This window comes from Rhizobium sp. B21/90, from assembly GCF_019355815.1.
GTDB lineage: Bacteria > Pseudomonadota > Alphaproteobacteria > Rhizobiales > Rhizobiaceae > Rhizobium > Rhizobium rhododendri.
In genome coordinates this window covers 2678081-2692954 of sequence record NZ_CP072162.1, presented here as the reverse complement: position 1 = coordinate 2692954, position 14874 = coordinate 2678081, and the positions used below count along the sequence as shown (strand labels likewise).

Annotated in this window: 19 protein-coding genes; 4 read left to right on the top strand and 15 right to left on the bottom strand. The window is 60.2% G+C overall.

Annotated elements, in window-relative coordinates; genetic code table 11:
• Positions 1 to 16: 16 nt before the first annotated feature.
• The 6 genes from J5278_RS12960 to hemB all read right to left on the bottom strand — a co-directional run bounded on the left by J5278_RS12960 (position 17) and on the right by hemB (position 4152).
• On the bottom strand, positions 17 to 409 hold the full coding sequence (locus tag J5278_RS12960; protein WP_209183385.1) for a type II toxin-antitoxin system death-on-curing family toxin: 393 nt from the start codon (positions 407 to 409) through the stop codon (positions 17 to 19).
• Positions 406 to 627, bottom strand: a complete 222-nt coding sequence (locus J5278_RS12955) for an AbrB/MazE/SpoVT family DNA-binding domain-containing protein (protein WP_142829605.1) — start codon at positions 625 to 627, stop codon at positions 406 to 408. Before J5278_RS12955 ends, J5278_RS12960 begins: the two co-directional genes overlap by 4 nt.
• 65 nt (positions 628 to 692) lie before the next feature.
• Positions 693 to 1580 carry a DMT family transporter gene (locus J5278_RS12950; protein ID WP_209183387.1) on the bottom strand — a complete coding sequence of 296 codons (888 nt, stop codon included), beginning with the start codon at positions 1578 to 1580 and terminating at the stop codon, positions 693 to 695.
• Positions 1581 to 2354 carry an arginyltransferase gene (locus J5278_RS12945; protein WP_142829601.1) on the bottom strand — a complete coding sequence of 258 codons (774 nt, stop codon included), beginning with the start codon at positions 2352 to 2354 and terminating at the stop codon, positions 1581 to 1583.
• Positions 2355 to 2511: 157 nt separating this feature from the next.
• Complete coding sequence (locus J5278_RS12940) at positions 2512 to 2970, bottom strand: RDD family protein (protein ID WP_111220496.1); 459 nt, start codon at positions 2968 to 2970, stop codon at positions 2512 to 2514.
• 168 nt (positions 2971 to 3138) lie between these two features.
• Positions 3139 to 4152, bottom strand: coding sequence for a porphobilinogen synthase (gene hemB / locus J5278_RS12935; RefSeq protein WP_209183388.1), 1014 nt, complete (start codon positions 4150 to 4152; stop codon positions 3139 to 3141).
• A 132-nt stretch (positions 4153 to 4284) separates the two neighbouring features.
• On the opposite strand from hemB, the gene J5278_RS12930 reads away from it, so the two are divergent.
• Positions 4285 to 4722 carry a DUF6163 family protein gene (locus J5278_RS12930; protein ID WP_209184090.1) on the top strand — a complete coding sequence of 146 codons (438 nt, stop codon included), beginning with the start codon at positions 4285 to 4287 and terminating at the stop codon, positions 4720 to 4722.
• Positions 4723 to 4852: 130 nt separating this feature from the next.
• Positions 4853 to 5368, top strand: coding sequence for a transcriptional regulator LdtR (gene ldtR, locus J5278_RS12925; protein ID WP_142829595.1), 516 nt, complete (start codon positions 4853 to 4855; stop codon positions 5366 to 5368).
• 146 nt (positions 5369 to 5514) lie between these two features.
• Here ldtR and J5278_RS12920 read toward each other — a convergent pair whose 3' ends face one another.
• The 3 genes from J5278_RS12920 to J5278_RS12910 all read right to left on the bottom strand — a co-directional run bounded on the left by J5278_RS12920 (position 5515) and on the right by J5278_RS12910 (position 7170).
• Positions 5515 to 6087, bottom strand: a complete 573-nt coding sequence (locus J5278_RS12920; RefSeq protein WP_307877457.1) for an AAA family ATPase — start codon at positions 6085 to 6087, stop codon at positions 5515 to 5517.
• Positions 6088 to 6392: 305 nt separating this feature from the next.
• Positions 6393 to 6635: a hypothetical protein gene (locus J5278_RS12915; RefSeq protein ID WP_209183390.1), complete on the bottom strand. Its 243-nt coding sequence runs from the start codon at positions 6633 to 6635 to the stop codon at positions 6393 to 6395.
• Positions 6636 to 6792: 157 nt separating this feature from the next.
• A complete protein-coding gene (locus J5278_RS12910) occupies positions 6793 to 7170 on the bottom strand; it encodes a helix-turn-helix domain-containing protein (RefSeq protein WP_209183392.1) in 378 nt (125 codons plus the stop codon).
• A 94-nt stretch (positions 7171 to 7264) separates the two neighbouring features.
• On the opposite strand from J5278_RS12910, the gene J5278_RS12905 reads away from it, so the two are divergent.
• Positions 7265 to 8329: an SDR family oxidoreductase gene (locus tag J5278_RS12905; protein ID WP_209183394.1), complete on the top strand. Its 1065-nt coding sequence runs from the start codon at positions 7265 to 7267 to the stop codon at positions 8327 to 8329.
• Between the two features lie 205 nt (positions 8330 to 8534).
• On the opposite strand, the gene pqqE is transcribed toward J5278_RS12905, so the two are convergent.
• The 6 genes from pqqE to J5278_RS12875 form a co-directional block, all read right to left on the bottom strand.
• On the bottom strand, positions 8535 to 9662 hold the full coding sequence (pqqE, locus tag J5278_RS12900; RefSeq protein ID WP_209183396.1) for a pyrroloquinoline quinone biosynthesis protein PqqE: 1128 nt from the start codon (positions 9660 to 9662) through the stop codon (positions 8535 to 8537).
• Entirely contained in the window at positions 9659 to 9958 is a 300-nt protein-coding gene (gene pqqD / locus J5278_RS12895; protein ID WP_209183398.1) for a pyrroloquinoline quinone biosynthesis peptide chaperone PqqD, read from the bottom strand. Before pqqD ends, pqqE begins: the two co-directional genes overlap by 4 nt.
• The gene (gene pqqC, locus J5278_RS12890) at positions 9955 to 10758 is read right to left on the bottom strand and encodes a pyrroloquinoline-quinone synthase PqqC (protein ID WP_374108275.1); all 804 of its coding nucleotides are present in this window, start codon (positions 10756 to 10758) and stop codon (positions 9955 to 9957) included. The genes pqqD and pqqC overlap by 4 nt, the downstream gene beginning before the upstream one ends.
• Positions 10721 to 11626 (bottom strand): pyrroloquinoline quinone biosynthesis protein PqqB, encoded by a 906-nt coding sequence (gene pqqB / locus J5278_RS12885; protein ID WP_209184092.1) that lies wholly within the window; start codon positions 11624 to 11626, stop codon positions 10721 to 10723. The genes pqqC and pqqB overlap by 38 nt, the downstream gene beginning before the upstream one ends.
• Before the next feature lie 33 nt (positions 11627 to 11659).
• Positions 11660 to 11755 (bottom strand): pyrroloquinoline quinone precursor peptide PqqA, encoded by a 96-nt coding sequence (gene pqqA, locus J5278_RS12880; RefSeq protein ID WP_111220508.1) that lies wholly within the window; start codon positions 11753 to 11755, stop codon positions 11660 to 11662.
• A 338-nt stretch (positions 11756 to 12093) separates the two neighbouring features.
• Entirely contained in the window at positions 12094 to 13011 is a 918-nt protein-coding gene (locus tag J5278_RS12875; RefSeq protein WP_209183402.1) for a DUF1003 domain-containing protein, read from the bottom strand.
• 553 nt (positions 13012 to 13564) lie between these two features.
• Here J5278_RS12875 and J5278_RS12870 point away from each other — a divergent pair.
• Complete coding sequence (locus J5278_RS12870) at positions 13565 to 14869, top strand: murein L,D-transpeptidase (RefSeq protein WP_142829584.1); 1305 nt, start codon at positions 13565 to 13567, stop codon at positions 14867 to 14869.
• The last annotated feature ends 5 nt before the right edge of the window (positions 14870 to 14874 follow it).

Here is a 14874-nt window from a genome sequence, read left to right as displayed (position 1 = left end):
AGGCCACCTGCCGGGGTCACTTTGGCAGGGGCACGCTCATATCACGCAAAAAGCGCGTCGCGCCGTCCTCGTCGATCTCGCCGGCGGCGACGCCGAGGACGAATTCGATTACCATCACCTCTTCAGCTTCGATCAAGTGACCGTTGATGTAAAGAAATGTGAAGGCTGCGAGAAAGCCCGTCCGCTTGTTGCCGTCAGAGAACGGGTGGTTTCTTGTCAGGCCATAAAGGTAGGCGGCCGCCAGAGCGAAAATATCGTCTTCGCCATAAGCCGCCTTGTGAAGCGGACGGGCAAGCGCTGCCTCCAGCGCATTCTCGTCTTTTAAACCAGCAAGCCCGCCATGCTCGGCAAGTTGCTCATGATGCATGATTTCAATGGCTTTGCGGCTCAACCATTTGAGCTCGCTCACTTTGCCAGCTCACGAAGAGCAATACGATATTTCTGCATGCCGATGCGGGCCGCACGCAGTTGCTCAGCTAGATCGGGCTTCTGGTGGACCAACTGGAAGCCGTTTTCGACTTCCCGTAATTCGAGGCTGTCGCCGCTCTTCAGGCCGAGGCTCTGCAGCGCCTCCTTCGGCAGAATCACACCTTCAGAATTGCCGATCTTGCGAATGATGACGTTCATAGCTCTGGCTCCGATGTTGTAACTACGTTATAACACGAACTAAAGTCGGCCGCAACGCCGCGTCTTCATCCAGCCAGCGCTGCTTGACGACCCTTCGTTCGGGCCTGCCAGAGCGAGTGGCTCGCCAGCGCGACCATCATGATGGAGCCGCCGATCAATGTCATCGGGCGCGGTGTCTCCTCAAAGATCATCCAGATCCATACAGGTGCAAGGATGGTTTCGAGGAGGTAGAACATCGCCACCTCAGGACCGGACAGGTAGCGGGGGCCTGTGGCAAGGCACCAGAAGGCGAGCGGCATCATCAGGCCGCCGTCGAGAAGGATCCAGAACGGGTGATCGACAACCAGCCCTGCGGGCAGGGCATAGGATAGCCCGATGGCCGCCGGGATGACCGTCGCCAGCAGCGGCATGAAGCCCATTCCTCGCTTCGAGCCCCGGCCAATGGTGATGGCGCAGGCGGTGGTCAGCGCCGAAATGGCCGATAACAGGTCGCCGAGCCAATGTCCGCCGCCGATGCCATCGCCAACGATCAGCCCTACGCCCACCAGCATGGCCAGCATCGTGGCTATGGTGACGTTCGACGGTCGCTCGCCAATCACGAACCATGCAAGAAGGGCCGCGAGCATCGGATTGAAGGCGAGGATGAATACGACATTCGCGGCGCTGGTGTAATAGACCGCGAGGATGAAGGTGACAGTGCCGATACCATAGAACAGGCCAACCCAGAGGCCGGTTGCGCCCGGCAGCAGCAGGCGCCATGGCCGTCCGCCCGCCCTGAGGACCAGCAGCAGGATAATGCCGACAGAAAGGGTAACGATATTGCGCAGGCCGAGGATCGACCAGGCTTCACCGCTGGAAAGACGAATGAGCGGGATGTCCATCGATAGCGCGAGGCCGCCGATGGTCGTCAGCAGGAGGCCCTTGCCATGGTCGGATAAGGCTGAAAATCCCATTCAGACAGCGCTGGGGTCGAGGGAGGCCGGGTCGAACCGTTCCCATCCGCGCGGCGTCAGATGCTCCTGCGGCTGGTAGCGCGTCTTGTAGTCCATCTTGCGAGAGCCGTTGACCCAGTATCCGAGGTAGACATGCGGCAGGCCGAGCAGCTTGGCGCGGCGGATATGGTCGAGGATCATGAAGGTGCCGAGCGAGCGCTTGTCGAGCGCTGGATTGTAATAGGAGTAGACCATCGAAAGGCCGTCGCTCATCACGTCGGTGAGAGCTGCGGCCATGAGTTCGCCGGTCGGACGCTCCTGCAGGCCAGAACCTTCCTCGCGGCGGCGATACTCGATTATGCGTGTATTGACATGGGTATCCTCGACCATGATGGCGTAGTCGAGAACCGTCATGTCGGACATGCCACCCTGCTGGTGTCGGTCATCGAGATAGCGGCGAAACAGCGAATATTGCTCGCTCGAGGGCTGGGCCGGAAATTCCGTCGCGATGATGTCCTCGTTTGTCGCCACGACGCGGTTCATGGATCGTGTCGCTTGGAACTCCTGGGCGAGGATACGCACGGAGACGCACGCACGGCACGCCTCGCAAGCCGGGCGATAGGCAATGTTCTGCGAGCGCCTGAAGCCGCCCTGGGTGAGGATGTCGTTCATCTCCGTGGCGCGCGCGCCGACCAGATGCGTGAACACCTTCCGCTCCATTTCGTGCGGCAGGTAAGGGCAGGCAGCCGGAGCGGTCAGATAGAACTGCGGAGATGGCGTTGTCTGCGTGTTCATCAGCCGAAAATCGACCTCTCGTCAGTCGTCAAAAGTGTGCCCGTTCAAGCATGGCGAAAGAATGCGAAACGTCAACACCGGGAATTGCTCCCGGCTGACGTTTTGTCGCTTCTGCGAAACAAACTTCAATTCTGCAATGATATAGGCCCGATCTGTCTCAAATCGAGCGTACGGTCACCGTGCCGATCAGCAGGTCGTGCAGGAGCCTGCTGCGATCGGTGAACAAGCCGACGAGCAGCACCAGCGGCGTCAGTACCGAGTTGAGGATCCAGAACAGCACGAGATGGACGATCGCCGTCATGAAATCGATGCGCTGCCCGTCGATGCGGCGCATGCCGATGCCGACCGAGCGCATCCCGAGCGACGCCTGCGCTGGCCCGCCGACAGTCATGCCGAAGTACAAGCCTGCAACGATGACGAACAACGCCGGATACAGGAAGAACCCGAGCCCAAGCGTGGCTACCGAGACGATGAACAGAAGGATGCCGGCCGGAATGCACAGCAGGGCAACGATGAAATAATCGAGGATGAACGCGAACACGCGGCGGCTGAGAACGCCACTGTAGGTGCGCCAGTCGTCCTGTACGGCGGGAATTGGGCTAGGGTTCAACGACATCATCGTGCTCCGCGGTTACGTCGTCAGAGATATGGTATGGCCGCCGGGAAATCGCAAGAGCGCCAAGAAAACCGCCCCCGCAATAAGGGCGAGGATGAGGGGCATGCCCCTCTAGCGTCATCGCGACGCCACAGCAATCAGCGGCCCCTCCCGACAGTCAGACCGCGCTCACCTCTTGGCAAGCGCCTTGGCGACGTCGATGGCGAAATAGGTCAGGATGCCGTCGCATCCGGCGCGCTTGAAGGAGAGCAGGGTTTCCATCATGGCCCGGTCGCCGTCGATCCAGCCGTTCATCGCCGCCGCCTTGATCTGCGAGTATTCGCCAGACACCTGGTAGGCATAGGTCGGCAGGCCGAACGCCTCCTTCAGCCGCCAGCAGATATCGAGATAGGGCAGGCCGGGCTTGACCATCAGCATGTCGGCGCCTTCCTCGACGTCCATCGCCGCCTCGCGCAGCGCTTCTGTGCCGTTGGCCGAGTCGATGTAATAACTCTTCTTGTCGCCCTTCAGCAGGCTGCCCGTGTTGATCGCCTCGCGGTAGGGGCCATAGAACGCGGAGGAAAACTTCGTCGCATAGGACATGATGCCGACCATCTGGTGGCCGTGCGCGTCCAGCGCGCGACGGATCGCCCCGATGCGGCCGTCCATCATGTCTGACGGGGCGATAATGTCGGCGCCGGCATCGGCCTGGACGATGGCCGCCCGGACGATTTGGTCAACCGTCTCGTCATTGATGATCTCGCCATCGCGCAGGATGCCGTCATGGCCATGGCTGGTGAAAGGGTCGAGCGCCACGTCGGTGATGATACCGATGTTGGGAACTTCCCTCTTGATGGCCCTGGTTGCGAGATTGATCAGGTTGTTCGCCTCAAGGCTCTGTGAGCCCGTCTGGTCGCGCAGTGCCATCTCGACGTCTGGAAAGGTGGCAATCGCCGGAATGCCGAGATCGGCGGCCATCCTGGCGGCCTCGACCGCCTTGTCTATCGTCATGCGGTTGACCCCGGGCATGGCCGTGATCGGATCGACGATACCGGTACCTGGAATGAGAAAGATCGGCCAGATGAGATCGTCGACTGTCACCCGGTTTTCCTGCACCATGCGACGGGTCCAGTCGGCCTTGCGATTGCGGCGCATGCGCCGATGGCCGGTGATCTCGTCCACCAGGTGGGTCTTGTCCGACATGTCGGTCGTCCTTTATCTCTGTCCTTGTATAGGCCGCTCATTAGCATGGTGGCGATGCAAAATAAAACCAGACGAAAGGCCGCAGCCATCAAGCCGCTGGCGAGGTGCCGATTGCCTGCCTATGATTTGCCCATGAAACATGATTCTTCCGCCATTCCGAAACGCAGCGTCCTGGACATCCTGTTCATCGTCTTCCTGCGCCTGATCGCCGTGTCCTGCCTATGGTTCGGGCTGCAATACTGGTCGATGCTGGTGGGCTATTCTCTGGCTGGCCAGGGCCGCTTCGATTTGCTGAGTCTGCCCTGGAAGGTCGCCGGAGCAGGCCTTGCCGTCGTTTTTCCCGTTGCAGCCCTCGGCCTGTGGCTGACGGTGTCCTGGGGACCGGTAATCTGGCTCTGCGCTGCGGGCGGCCAAGCGCTGATGTACGGGGTATGGCCGCAGGTGTTCGGCAGCAATCCGCTGGTGATGATCCTGCATGCCGCAGTGGTCATTCTCTACTGCATTTTTCGCGTCATGCTCTACGTGGAGAAGCGGCAGCGCCGCAAAAGTGTAACCGTTGATTTACCCTGAGACACATCGGGCCTTTGGTAAGGTGCTGTTAAGCCTGCAGTTTAAGTAGAATTTTATGTGTATTCGATAGTGTCTGTCTCAAGGCGGGAAGAAAACCAACACCGCCAAACAAAACAGTGAGGCAGTCATCATGAACACGAAAATCAAGCCGCAGGCCGTGTCTCCCGTCCAGGACGTCAAGGTCGAAGCCATCCGCGATCTCTACATGGAATCGCTGCACCTGGTCGAGCGTCTCCACCGCCGTCTCCTCGATGTCATCAAGGACGAGTTCGACCGCCAGGGTCGCAGCGACGTCAACGCCATCCAGGCACTTCTGCTTTTCAACATCGGCAACTCGGAACTGACCGCCGGCGAACTTCGCTCACGCGGCTATTATCTGGGCTCGAACGTTTCCTATAACGTTAAGAAGCTCGTCGATCTCGGCTTCATCAATCACCAGCGCTCGCGTATCGACCGCCGCTCTGTCCGCATCAGCCTGACCGACAGCGGTCAGGACATTGCCGAGACTGTCGCCAAACTCTACGAGCGCCACATCGGCTCCATCGACAAGGTCGGCGGCATCGGCACCGACGAATTCACTCAGATGAACAAGCTCCTGCAGCGCCTCGACCGCTTCTGGAACGACTCGATCATGTACCGCCTGTAAAATCTGCCGGGCCGTTATCCCAGATGGCCCGACCGAGACCTCCAGTTGGTCATGAAGGCGCAATCATGCGGTGACGCACGATTGCGCCTGCTGGCGTTTGTGGGAAAGACGCGATCCCGATAGACTGAGGCCGATGGACTTCGCTGTCAGAGCGACAAGGTTTTCCGTGCCTCCGCGGGCATGGCTGCGAAGATTGCCGAAATGCTTTCTTCGACGGAGAGGCGGGCGGTGTCGAGGCTGAGGTGCGGACTATCCCATGGCTCGTACTGATGTTGCGCAACATCTTCCCAGGTCGGCAGCTTCAATCCTTCGACAGTTGACGGTCGGCTTTCCACACGATGCCGATGCATCTCCGGGTCGGAACATACGACCTCGACCTCGATGAAGCTCACTTTTACCTCTGCTGCGATGTCCCTGAATGCTGCACGGGTTATTTCGAAAGGATTGACAGAGTCGGCAATCACGAATTGGCCGAGGGCGAGATTGTCTGCAGCGAGGCGGTAGCTCGTCAAATAGCCGGCCGGACCCACATCCTTGCCTTGCGGTAAAATCTCGGCAGAACGAATTGCCTGCTCAATGGAGTCTATGCGCAGGTAAACCGCCTTGGTCCGGCTTGCCAAGGCTTGGGCGATGGTGCTTTTCCCGCTGCCGGGCAATCCGCCAAAGATAAAAAACATCCGACAATTCTCCGTCGTTCGCATACGACTCCAGTCGGCCACAGGTCTCCTGGTAGCATTGGCGATATTTACCGCTGCCACTGCGACAGATTTATATCGCCTCTCGATTGTTCGCGAATTCCAAATGCAGCGTTTTACCTTTCGCCGCCAGATCGTCACAGAAACGTAACGAAAACAATGCTATCTCGACGTCGGACTGATCACGTGCCATCTGCAAATTTTGACGGGCCGTTATCCCAGATGACCCGGCAGAGACCTCCAGTTGGTGCCTGAAGGGCGCGGCGGTGCAGGGATGTGCGGTCGCGCCCGCAGGTGTTGACCCGGCGCGACCATCTTTTCGCAAAATGTTATCGGGCAGTCTTGGTCATCAGGGCGCGACCGGCATTGCGGATGGTCAAAGCCGAATCCGCCATCGGTGCGACGAGGCCGGCGGCGATGGCAGACGTCAGGGCTTCTGCGTAATCTTCGCCTTCGAGGCCGTGCTTCTTGGAGTGATTGAGGACAGCGCCGCGGGTGGAGGTCGGCGAGGCGCCGAAACGGCTGTTCTGAAAGGCGTTTACGATGATCAGGTATTTTTCGTCCAGGGTCATGATAGCTCCGATGCGGTTCCGGTGGTGCTACCAGTAAGCGAGGCCAAGCGATACCTTCGTTCTGCACGGGTGGCAGAATTCTTGCATTATCTGGCTGTACGGCCGATTTTTTGTGCTTTTTTCGGCCGGCTCTGACACTGTTTGCCCCAATCTGCAGCTAGCCACGCCGGCGCGATTTCGGTCTGGATGCCAATTGGTCGAGGGCGCCGGAATGGGCTTTTCCCCAGTTATACAGCATCTCGATCGGCTCGACGAACTCGATGCCGAGAGGCGTCAGGCTGTATTCGACGCGGGGCGGGACAACGTCGAACACCTGCCGCGTCACCAGCCCGTCATGTTCCATCTCTCGCAGCGTCTGCGTCAGCATCTTCTTGCTGATGCCGGGCAGGCTGCGCTGCAGAACGCCTGTGCGGCAGGTTCCGCCGTGCAGCGTATGCAGTGCGTGCAGCACCATGCTCGTCCACTTGACGCTGAAGAGCTCCAGCACCCGGCGGGGCGCGCAGTCTTCCTCGTGGGTCGGTATATCGTCTTTCATGGGCACCTCCCGGTGGCTATGGCACTTAACGGTGCCTTCTAGCAGAGCCTGCGTAAATTGCCTATTTCCTCTTCAGCAAAAGGAGTTTGGAAACATGACGAAATCAGCCCTCATCATTGGCGCCACCGGCATTGTTGGCAATAACCTCGCCCGCCATCTCATCGACAAGGGTTTCGAGGTCGCAGGCCTCGCCCGCAATCCGGCAAGCGACATTGCCGGCCTGCGCCCGGTTGCAGCCAACCTGCTCGATCCCGAAAGTCTTGCCTCCGCCGTGCGCGACCTGAAGCCGAGCCATGTCTTCTTCAGCACCTGGTCGCGCCAGGCGACTGAACTCGAAAACATCCGCGTCAACGGCGCGATGGTGAAGAACCTGCTCGATGCGCTCCGGCCACACAAGTCGGTGGAGCATGTGGCGCTGGTCACCGGCCTGAAGCATTATCTCGGACCTTTCGAGGCCTACGGCAAAGGCGTGTTGCCGGCCACACCGTTCCGCGAGGAGCAGGGTCGTCTCGAAGTCGACAATTTCTACTATGCACAGGAAGACGAGGTTTTCGCCGCCGCCAAGACCGATGGCTTTAGCTGGAGCGTCCACCGCCCGCACACCATCATCGGCTACGCACTCGGCAACGCCATGAACATGGGCGTGACGCTTGCCGTCTACGCCTCGATCTGCAAGGCGACCGGCCGTCCCTTCATCTTCCCGGGCTCGCCGATGCAGTGGAACGGCTTGTCAGACATGACCGACGCCCGCCTGCTCGCCCGCCATCTGGAGTGGGCCTCGACCACGGACGCAGCCCGGAACAAGGATTTCAACGTCGTCAACGGCGATGTCTTCCGCTGGAGCTGGATGTGGCAGCGCATCGCCGCATGGTTCGACATCGAGCCACAGCCGCTGCCATCCGAAATGACGACGCTCGAATCGCAGCTCGCCGATGCTGGCCCGATCTGGGCGGACATCGCCGCCAAGAACGGTCTTGCGGAACATGACATCAACAAGCTCGCCTCCGCCTGGCACACGGACGCCGATCTCGGCCGCCCCATCGAGGTGATGACAGACATGAGCAAGAGCCGCAAACTCGGTTTCCTCGACTACCAGGCTACCGACGACAGCTTCACGGACCTCTTCACCCGCCTCCGGGAAGCCCGCATCATCCCCTGAGTGAGGACAGCACCGCCGGGGATGGGCATGGTTTCGCCCCCGGCAGTGCTCTATATCATCCCTGGCCAGGTAGCTTGTAATCCTTGGCCCCGTCGCTCGTCATCCTCGGGCTTGACCCGAGGACCACAACCTCCGAGCATCCTCGGGTCAAGCCCGGGGATGACGAACTCTGGAGGCTCTTCCACCACCATCACGCCACCCACCATCACCGCCCGCGATAGACGAACGGTGGCGGGACCGCCAGCGAATCGGCTTTTGCCTGCGCTGTCAGCTCACCGCGCAATGGAGAGAAGGTGCAGACGGGGTCTGTCGCTGCTGGGTCGCCAGCGAGCGCCATGGCCTGGCAGCGACAGCCGCCGAAATCGATGTGCTTGCGGTCGCATGAGCGGCAGGGTTCCTGCATCCAGTCGTCACCGCGATAGGCGTTGAAGGCGGCGCTGGCGTACCAGATTTCGGCAAGCGGCCGCTCCGTGGCGTTGTCGAAGGTGAGGCCGGCGATGGTCTCTGCCGCATGGCAGGGCAGCACCTTTCCTGAAGGCGTGACGTTGAGGCCGATGCGCGCCCAGCCGCCCATGCAGGCTTTGGGGAAACGCGCATGATGGTCGGCCGGCACATAGTCGATGACCAGCGTGCCTTCGAGCCGCTTGCGCGATGCATCGACGAAGGCGTTGGTCGCTTCCACCTGCTCCAGCGTCGGCATCAGGGCCTGCCGGTTGCGCTCCGCCCAGCCATGGAACTGCACCGTGGCAATCTCGATGCGCCGGGCGCCGAGCGCGATGGCGAGATCGAGCATGCCGCCAATCTCTTCCATATTCTGCTTGTGGCAGACGGCGTTGACCGTCAGCGGGATACCGGCTGCGCGCGTCCATTCCGCAACTGCCATCTTGCGCGCATAGCCACCCCTGTAGCCACCGACCTGATCGGCTTTTTCAGGCGTGATGCCCTGGATCGATAGTTGCAGGTGGTCGAGGCCGGCATCCGCCAGTTCGGCGATGCGAGCCTCGGTGAGGCCGACGCCCGATGTGATGAGATTGGTGTAGAGCCCGAAGCCGGCTGCAGCGCGGGTCAGCTCGACCAGATCGCGCCGCGACGCTGGCTCGCCGCCGGAGAGGTGCAAGTGCAGCACGCCCATCGCCGCCGCCTGGCGAAAGATCTCGATCCATTGTTCGGTGTTGAGCTCCGCATTGGCCCGCACCAGCTCCAGCGGGTTGGAGCAATAGGGACAGGCGAGCGGACAGCGGTGCGTAAGCTCGGCCAGCAGCGCCATCGGCGGTGGAGCTGCAATGCGGCGTGCCTCCGACATCGATTTGTCCGCTGAGAAGACGACGGTCATTGGACGATCTCCAGCATCCGGCGATTGGCGAACTCCTGCGCAAAGGCGATGATGTCGGCCAGAACCTGGTCCTTCGGAGCACCGAAATCGCGGGCAAAGCCGTCAGCGATCTGATCGAGGCTCTTCACGCCATCGAGTGCGCGGACGATGGCGACAGCGATCTCGTCGAGCGCCAGCGCCCGCTCCGGCGCAAGCAGTACCATCTGCTTGCGCACAGGATCTTCATGCAGACGCACGCCGCGTGGGAGCTTGATGACGGTTTCGGCGGTGATGGTGACTGTCTGTCGGTCGCTCACAGGCGCGGTCCTTTCGGGAGGTCGTCATCCGGCGAAAAGGCAATGACCGCCTCGCGGCCATCCCATCCGCCGGGCGGTATGCGGCCGGGCGTTACATAGGCGGAATAAAGCGCGTCGAGTTGAGACCAGAGCACATCGGTCTTGAAGGTCAGTGCCGCTGCGGCCGCATCCTGCTTTTCCAGCGTATCGGCATGGTCGAGTACATAGCCGAGCCCGAAGGCTACCTCCTCTGGTGCTTCGTTGAGACGCTGGCGAAAATAGGCGAGTGCCCGATCGTCGGCAAAGGCATAGTGCTTCAGCAATCCGGCAATGCGGTCGGCGTGGATTTTCGGTGCAAACATCTCTGTCAGCGACGAGGCGACGGCTTCCAGCATCGGCTTTTCGCGCACGAAATGCAGATAGGCGTCGACGGCGAAGCGGGTTCCGGCCAGCACACCCCTCGTCGATGCAACATAATCCGGATCGAGACCGACGGCTTCGGCAAGCTTCAGCCAACGGCGGATACCACCGCCTTCCTCGATGCCGCCATCATGATCCTCGATCCGCCGGCGCCAGGCGCGGCGCAGATCGGGGTTGTCCGAGCGAGACATGAAAGCGGCATCCTTCATGGGGATGCGGCTCTGATAGTAGAACCGGTTGATCACCCAGGCGCGCACCTGTGTCAGGCTACATTCGCCGCCGTGCAGCATGATGTGGAAAGGGTGTTTGTCATGGTATCGCTCCGCGCCGATGGCCCGCAGGCGATCTTCGAAACTGTGTCGGTCAGGTGTTTGTTGCAAGATTGATCTCCATGCCGTCATGGCCGACCTCGAAACCCGCATCATAGACTTTGTCGCGGGCAGGGCCTTGTCGCCAGATCGGATTGGTATTGTTGATATGGACGTAAATCGTTCGTCCGATGGTGACGCTCGAGAGCGCCTCCAGGCTGCCGCCGACGCCATAAATCGGCATATGACCCATGCGCCGGCCGGTCTTCTGGCCTGTACCGCTGACGAGCATCTCGTCGTCGGTAAACAGCGTGCCGTCGAAAAGCAGCAGATCGGCGCCATCGATACGGGACATGAGCTTTTCCGTGAGCGCAGCGCAGCCGGGGATGTAATAGGCGCGCTGGTTTCCTGACTTAAGTTCGATGCCGACGGTCTGTTCGCCTTCGAGGCCGACCTCCGGATTGTCGTCCTCCAGGAATAGCGGCACCTTGCCCGGCACGGGGAACAACTCCGCCGTCAATCCCGGGAGAAGCTGGAAAGGGGTGTCGAGAGCGATCGTTTGCCGCTGGACGAAAGCGGGATCGAGTGCCGAAAAAACCGGATTGCCAGACAGGATGTCGGCCAGGGCTTCCGTCATGAAGAGCCCGAATGCCTGCTTTTCCCGCAGGACAAGCAGCCCTGCGATGTGGTCGATATCGCCATTGGTGACGACAACGCTGCGGATGGGGGAGTGCCGGAGTTCGCGGGGGTGCAGGGCGCGGTTGTCCGCTATCTGCTGACGGATATCCGGCGAGGCATTGAGTATAGCCCAGTTTTCACCGTCGACGCTGACGGCAACGGAAGACTGGGTCTGCGGGCTCAGTCCGGATCCCTTGACCCGGGCCAGCCTGCAGTTTTCGCAGCCGCAATTCCATTGCGGCAGTCCGCCGCCGGCTGCGGTCCCGAGCACGAGAAAGCGCATATCTGTCAAACCCGTGCTCCGGTTGCTTCAGTCCTAGAACAGGACGGGTTCGCTGCCGTCGGCCGGAGCGTAACGGTTGATTTCCATGCCGCAGCTAACTTCGATGAATTTTGGTGCATGCCATTTCATGATGGAATCTCCTGTTCGTGAATGTGAGGGCAGGGCAATCTGCTCCCAACCTTAAACTTCGCCCGGCCCGTTTCCGTTCCGAGCGACCGTGTCGAAAAAGGCAGGTCTTTCACCATCTTGGTTCACTTACCCGTGACAGGATTCCAAGTGTCCGGCTGATATAGCGTGACGCCAACGCGCCTGTCGGGTTCTGAACCAGAACCAAAAGACGACTGCCGGTGACAACTCTGACGGCAAGCGATCAAAAAGTAAATTCAAATCGATAGGGAGGCTAATAATGTCACCGCGACGCCTCCGACTTTGCCGGCAGTCCGCTGGCTACTGGAGTATCAACCGTTCTATTCCAGCGCACCGTCCGGCAGTGGGGCAGGCGTTGCCTTCTTCGGCGCGACCTTCTTGCGCACGGTCTTTGCCTTGCTGGCCTTGCTGACTTTCAGCACCCGGCCGGCTGCCTTTGCTTGTTCCAGCATCATCTCGATCTGGATTTGCTGGATCTCGGTCAGCCGCTCCCACTGGCGATTGAGCAGGTGGTCGACTTTTTCATGCAGGTGGCGGATTTCGAGCTCGGCCTTGAGGTTGACCTTGTAGTCGTTGAGCGCCCGCAAGCGGTCTTTTGCCTCCTGCCGACGCTGGCTCATCATGATGACCGGAGCCTGCAGGGCCGCGATTGTCGAGAGAATGAGGTTGAGCAGAATGAATGGATAGGCGTCAAAGGCCTGGGTGGCGCCCATGACGACATTGATGAGCATCCAGATGGCGAGAAACGCGCAGAAGGAGATGATGAAGGTCCAGCTGCCGCCGAAGGAGGCGACGACGTCGGACATGCGATCGCCGATGGACCGGTGGTCCTCGTAGTCCTCTTCGATATTCTCGGCCAGCGTGTCGTGTGTCTTCAGGCTCTCGACGACTTCGTCTTCCAGCGTCGACAATTCGCCGCGCTCGTCCTTCAGCAGTTCGGCGATGTACTGGCCGCGGTATTCGTCCATCGCCTTGCGGCTGAGATAGTCGTCGGAGCGAATGCCCGGATGCTTCTGGCGGACGAAATCGGCGAGCGACGGGCGCAGGTCGTCGAAATGCACGGCGTCCTTCTTCTTCAGGGCCGCGCCGGTAATCGCGTCGATCAGCTTGACGGATTTCGCCTTGGCCTGCGCGAGGCTCCGCGTGTAGTCGTCCATCTCGACGGTCGCGGCTTCACCCTGACCGGCGTCGAAATCAACCATGCCTTCTTCCGTCTCGATCGCATTCTCTTCAGCCATGGCGAATCCTTTCTTCGATTGTTTGTCCGTCTAGACAGGCTTCTGAACAGGATTGTGACCGAAGTCCCTCGTGCGTCAGCTCTTGATACGAGTGATGAGCACGATTTCCAGGCGACGACAAGAGGCGATGCCAACCATTGCCTGCTGTGGATTTTCTGCCACGCCGGCGACCTTGTTTCGAATGCAACCATGAGGGCCGCGCGTCGCTGATTGACGCCTGTGCCGGATGCACTATGAGCATGCGGACCGTCTTGTTTCAGCAACACTGAATGATCATTTTTCGCCGTCGGACCATGCAAGCAAGTTCCGTGCCTGACGACACGAATCGGCCATATTGGTATGACAGCGAAACGGGATGGCAGACGTGCGCCTCCGGCCCGAATGCCTTGTTTGCCAAGGCTTTGACCTCTCAAAATTGTGATGGTCAAAAATGAGGTTCGGACCGGTGTGGACGCAACAGATCGCTGCGTGCCGCGTTATGCAGTGCGAGTGTTTCCAGAATTTCGCTTTTGGCCGCAGACGATCATCGTCGCCGGCGTGGAATGGTAGGGTTATGTCGAAGAAAAACGGAATTGTAGACTTCTCACGCCGCGCCTTTTTGCGGTCGGCAGCAACCGTCGGCGCCGTCGCTATGGCAGGCCCGGTATTCGCTCAGTCGGCAATGGACGATATCATCAATGCGCCGCGGCGCGGCTCTTGGGATGATCAGTTCGACGCCAAGTCCGCCTCCCGCACGGCCGCCGCAATGGTATCGAACACCCCGATCCTGAGTCCGGACTCGGTTTCCAACATCCAGCAGGCGATTGCCCAGTATCAGGCGATTGCCGCAAACGGCGGATGGCCGCAGATCGACGTCGGCGATAACAAGCTGCAACTCGGCGTTTCCGACCCCATCGTCGAAACGCTGCGGCAGCGCCTTGCCATCACCGGCGACCTGCCGCGCGAGGCCGGCATGTCGCCGGCGTTCGACTCCTATGTCGACGGCGCAGTGAAGCGTTTCCAGGCCCGTCACGGCCTGCCGCCAGATGGCCGTCTCGGCGAATACACCGTCAAGGCACTCAACGTGACGGCAAACGTCCGCCTTCAGCAGCTGAACACCAACCTGATCCGCCTCCAGACCTTCCCGGCAGACCTCGGTCGCCGCCACGTGATGGTCAATATTCCGGCGACCTATGTCGAGGCCGTGCAGGACGGCCAGGTGGCGCTCCGTCACATGGCGATCGTCGGCCGTATGGCGCGCCCGACCCACATCATCAACTCGAAGATCTTCGAGGTGATCCTCAATCCCTATTGGACCTCGCCGCGCTCGATCGTCGAAAAAGACATCATGCCGATCATGCGCAAGGATCCGACATACCTGGCGAAGAACAACATCCGCCTGTTCGACCCCAAGGGCACCGAAGTCGCGCCGGAATCGGTGGACTGGAATGCCGACAAGGCGCCGAACCTGATGTTCCGTCAGGATCCGGGCAAGAACAACGCCATGGCGTCTGCCAAGATCAACTTCTACAACCCGAACAACGAATATATGCACGACACGCCGGAGCAGGGCCTGTTCAACAAGCTGATGCGCTTCGACAGTTCGGGCTGTGTGCGCGTTCAGAACGTCCGCGATCTCGTCGTCTGGCTGCTTGCCGAGACGCCGGGATGGCCGCGCCAGCATATTGAAAGTGTGATCGCCAGCCGTATCAACACGCCTATCAAGCTACCCGAGGAAATTCCGGTTTATTTCGCCTATATTTCCGCCTGGGGTGCGGGCAATGGCGTGGTGCAGTTCCGCGACGACATCTATCAGCTGGACGGCAATTCCCAGCTGGCCCTGGATACGACGCAGGGCATGGAAAAGCCGGTTCAGTAAGCTCC

What these genes read in the sequence shown, in the direction of transcription:
- hemB (WP_209183388.1), bottom strand. Translation starts at nt 4,152, where the DNA reads ATGTCGGACAAGACCCACCTGGTGGACGAGATCACCGGCCATCGGCGC.
- J5278_RS12875 (WP_209183402.1), bottom strand. Translation starts at nt 13,011, where the DNA reads ATGGCTGAAGAGAATGCGATCGAGACGGAAGAAGGCATGGTTGATTTC.
- J5278_RS12910 (WP_209183392.1), bottom strand. Translation starts at nt 7,170, where the DNA reads ATGAAAGACGATATACCGACCCACGAGGAAGACTGCGCGCCCCGCCGG.
- J5278_RS12905 (WP_209183394.1), top strand. Translation starts at nt 7,265, where the DNA reads ATGACGAAATCAGCCCTCATCATTGGCGCCACCGGCATTGTTGGCAAT.
- J5278_RS12940 (WP_111220496.1), bottom strand. Translation starts at nt 2,970, where the DNA reads ATGTCGTTGAACCCTAGCCCAATTCCCGCCGTACAGGACGACTGGCGC.
- J5278_RS12950 (WP_209183387.1), bottom strand. Translation starts at nt 1,580, where the DNA reads ATGGGATTTTCAGCCTTATCCGACCATGGCAAGGGCCTCCTGCTGACG.
- pqqA (WP_111220508.1), bottom strand. Translation starts at nt 11,755, where the DNA reads ATGAAATGGCATGCACCAAAATTCATCGAAGTTAGCTGCGGCATGGAA.
- pqqC (WP_374108275.1), bottom strand. Translation starts at nt 10,758, where the DNA reads ATGACGGCATGGAGATCAATCTTGCAACAAACACCTGACCGACACAGT.
- pqqB (WP_209184092.1), bottom strand. Translation starts at nt 11,626, where the DNA reads ATGCGCTTTCTCGTGCTCGGGACCGCAGCCGGCGGCGGACTGCCGCAA.
- J5278_RS12870 (WP_142829584.1), top strand. Translation starts at nt 13,565, where the DNA reads ATGTCGAAGAAAAACGGAATTGTAGACTTCTCACGCCGCGCCTTTTTG.
- J5278_RS12930 (WP_209184090.1), top strand. Translation starts at nt 4,285, where the DNA reads ATGAAACATGATTCTTCCGCCATTCCGAAACGCAGCGTCCTGGACATC.
- J5278_RS12945 (WP_142829601.1), bottom strand. Translation starts at nt 2,354, where the DNA reads ATGAACACGCAGACAACGCCATCTCCGCAGTTCTATCTGACCGCTCCG.
- ldtR (WP_142829595.1), top strand. Translation starts at nt 4,853, where the DNA reads ATGAACACGAAAATCAAGCCGCAGGCCGTGTCTCCCGTCCAGGACGTC.
- J5278_RS12955 (WP_142829605.1), bottom strand. Translation starts at nt 627, where the DNA reads ATGAACGTCATCATTCGCAAGATCGGCAATTCTGAAGGTGTGATTCTG.
- pqqE (WP_209183396.1), bottom strand. Translation starts at nt 9,662, where the DNA reads ATGACCGTCGTCTTCTCAGCGGACAAATCGATGTCGGAGGCACGCCGC.
- J5278_RS12915 (WP_209183390.1), bottom strand. Translation starts at nt 6,635, where the DNA reads ATGACCCTGGACGAAAAATACCTGATCATCGTAAACGCCTTTCAGAAC.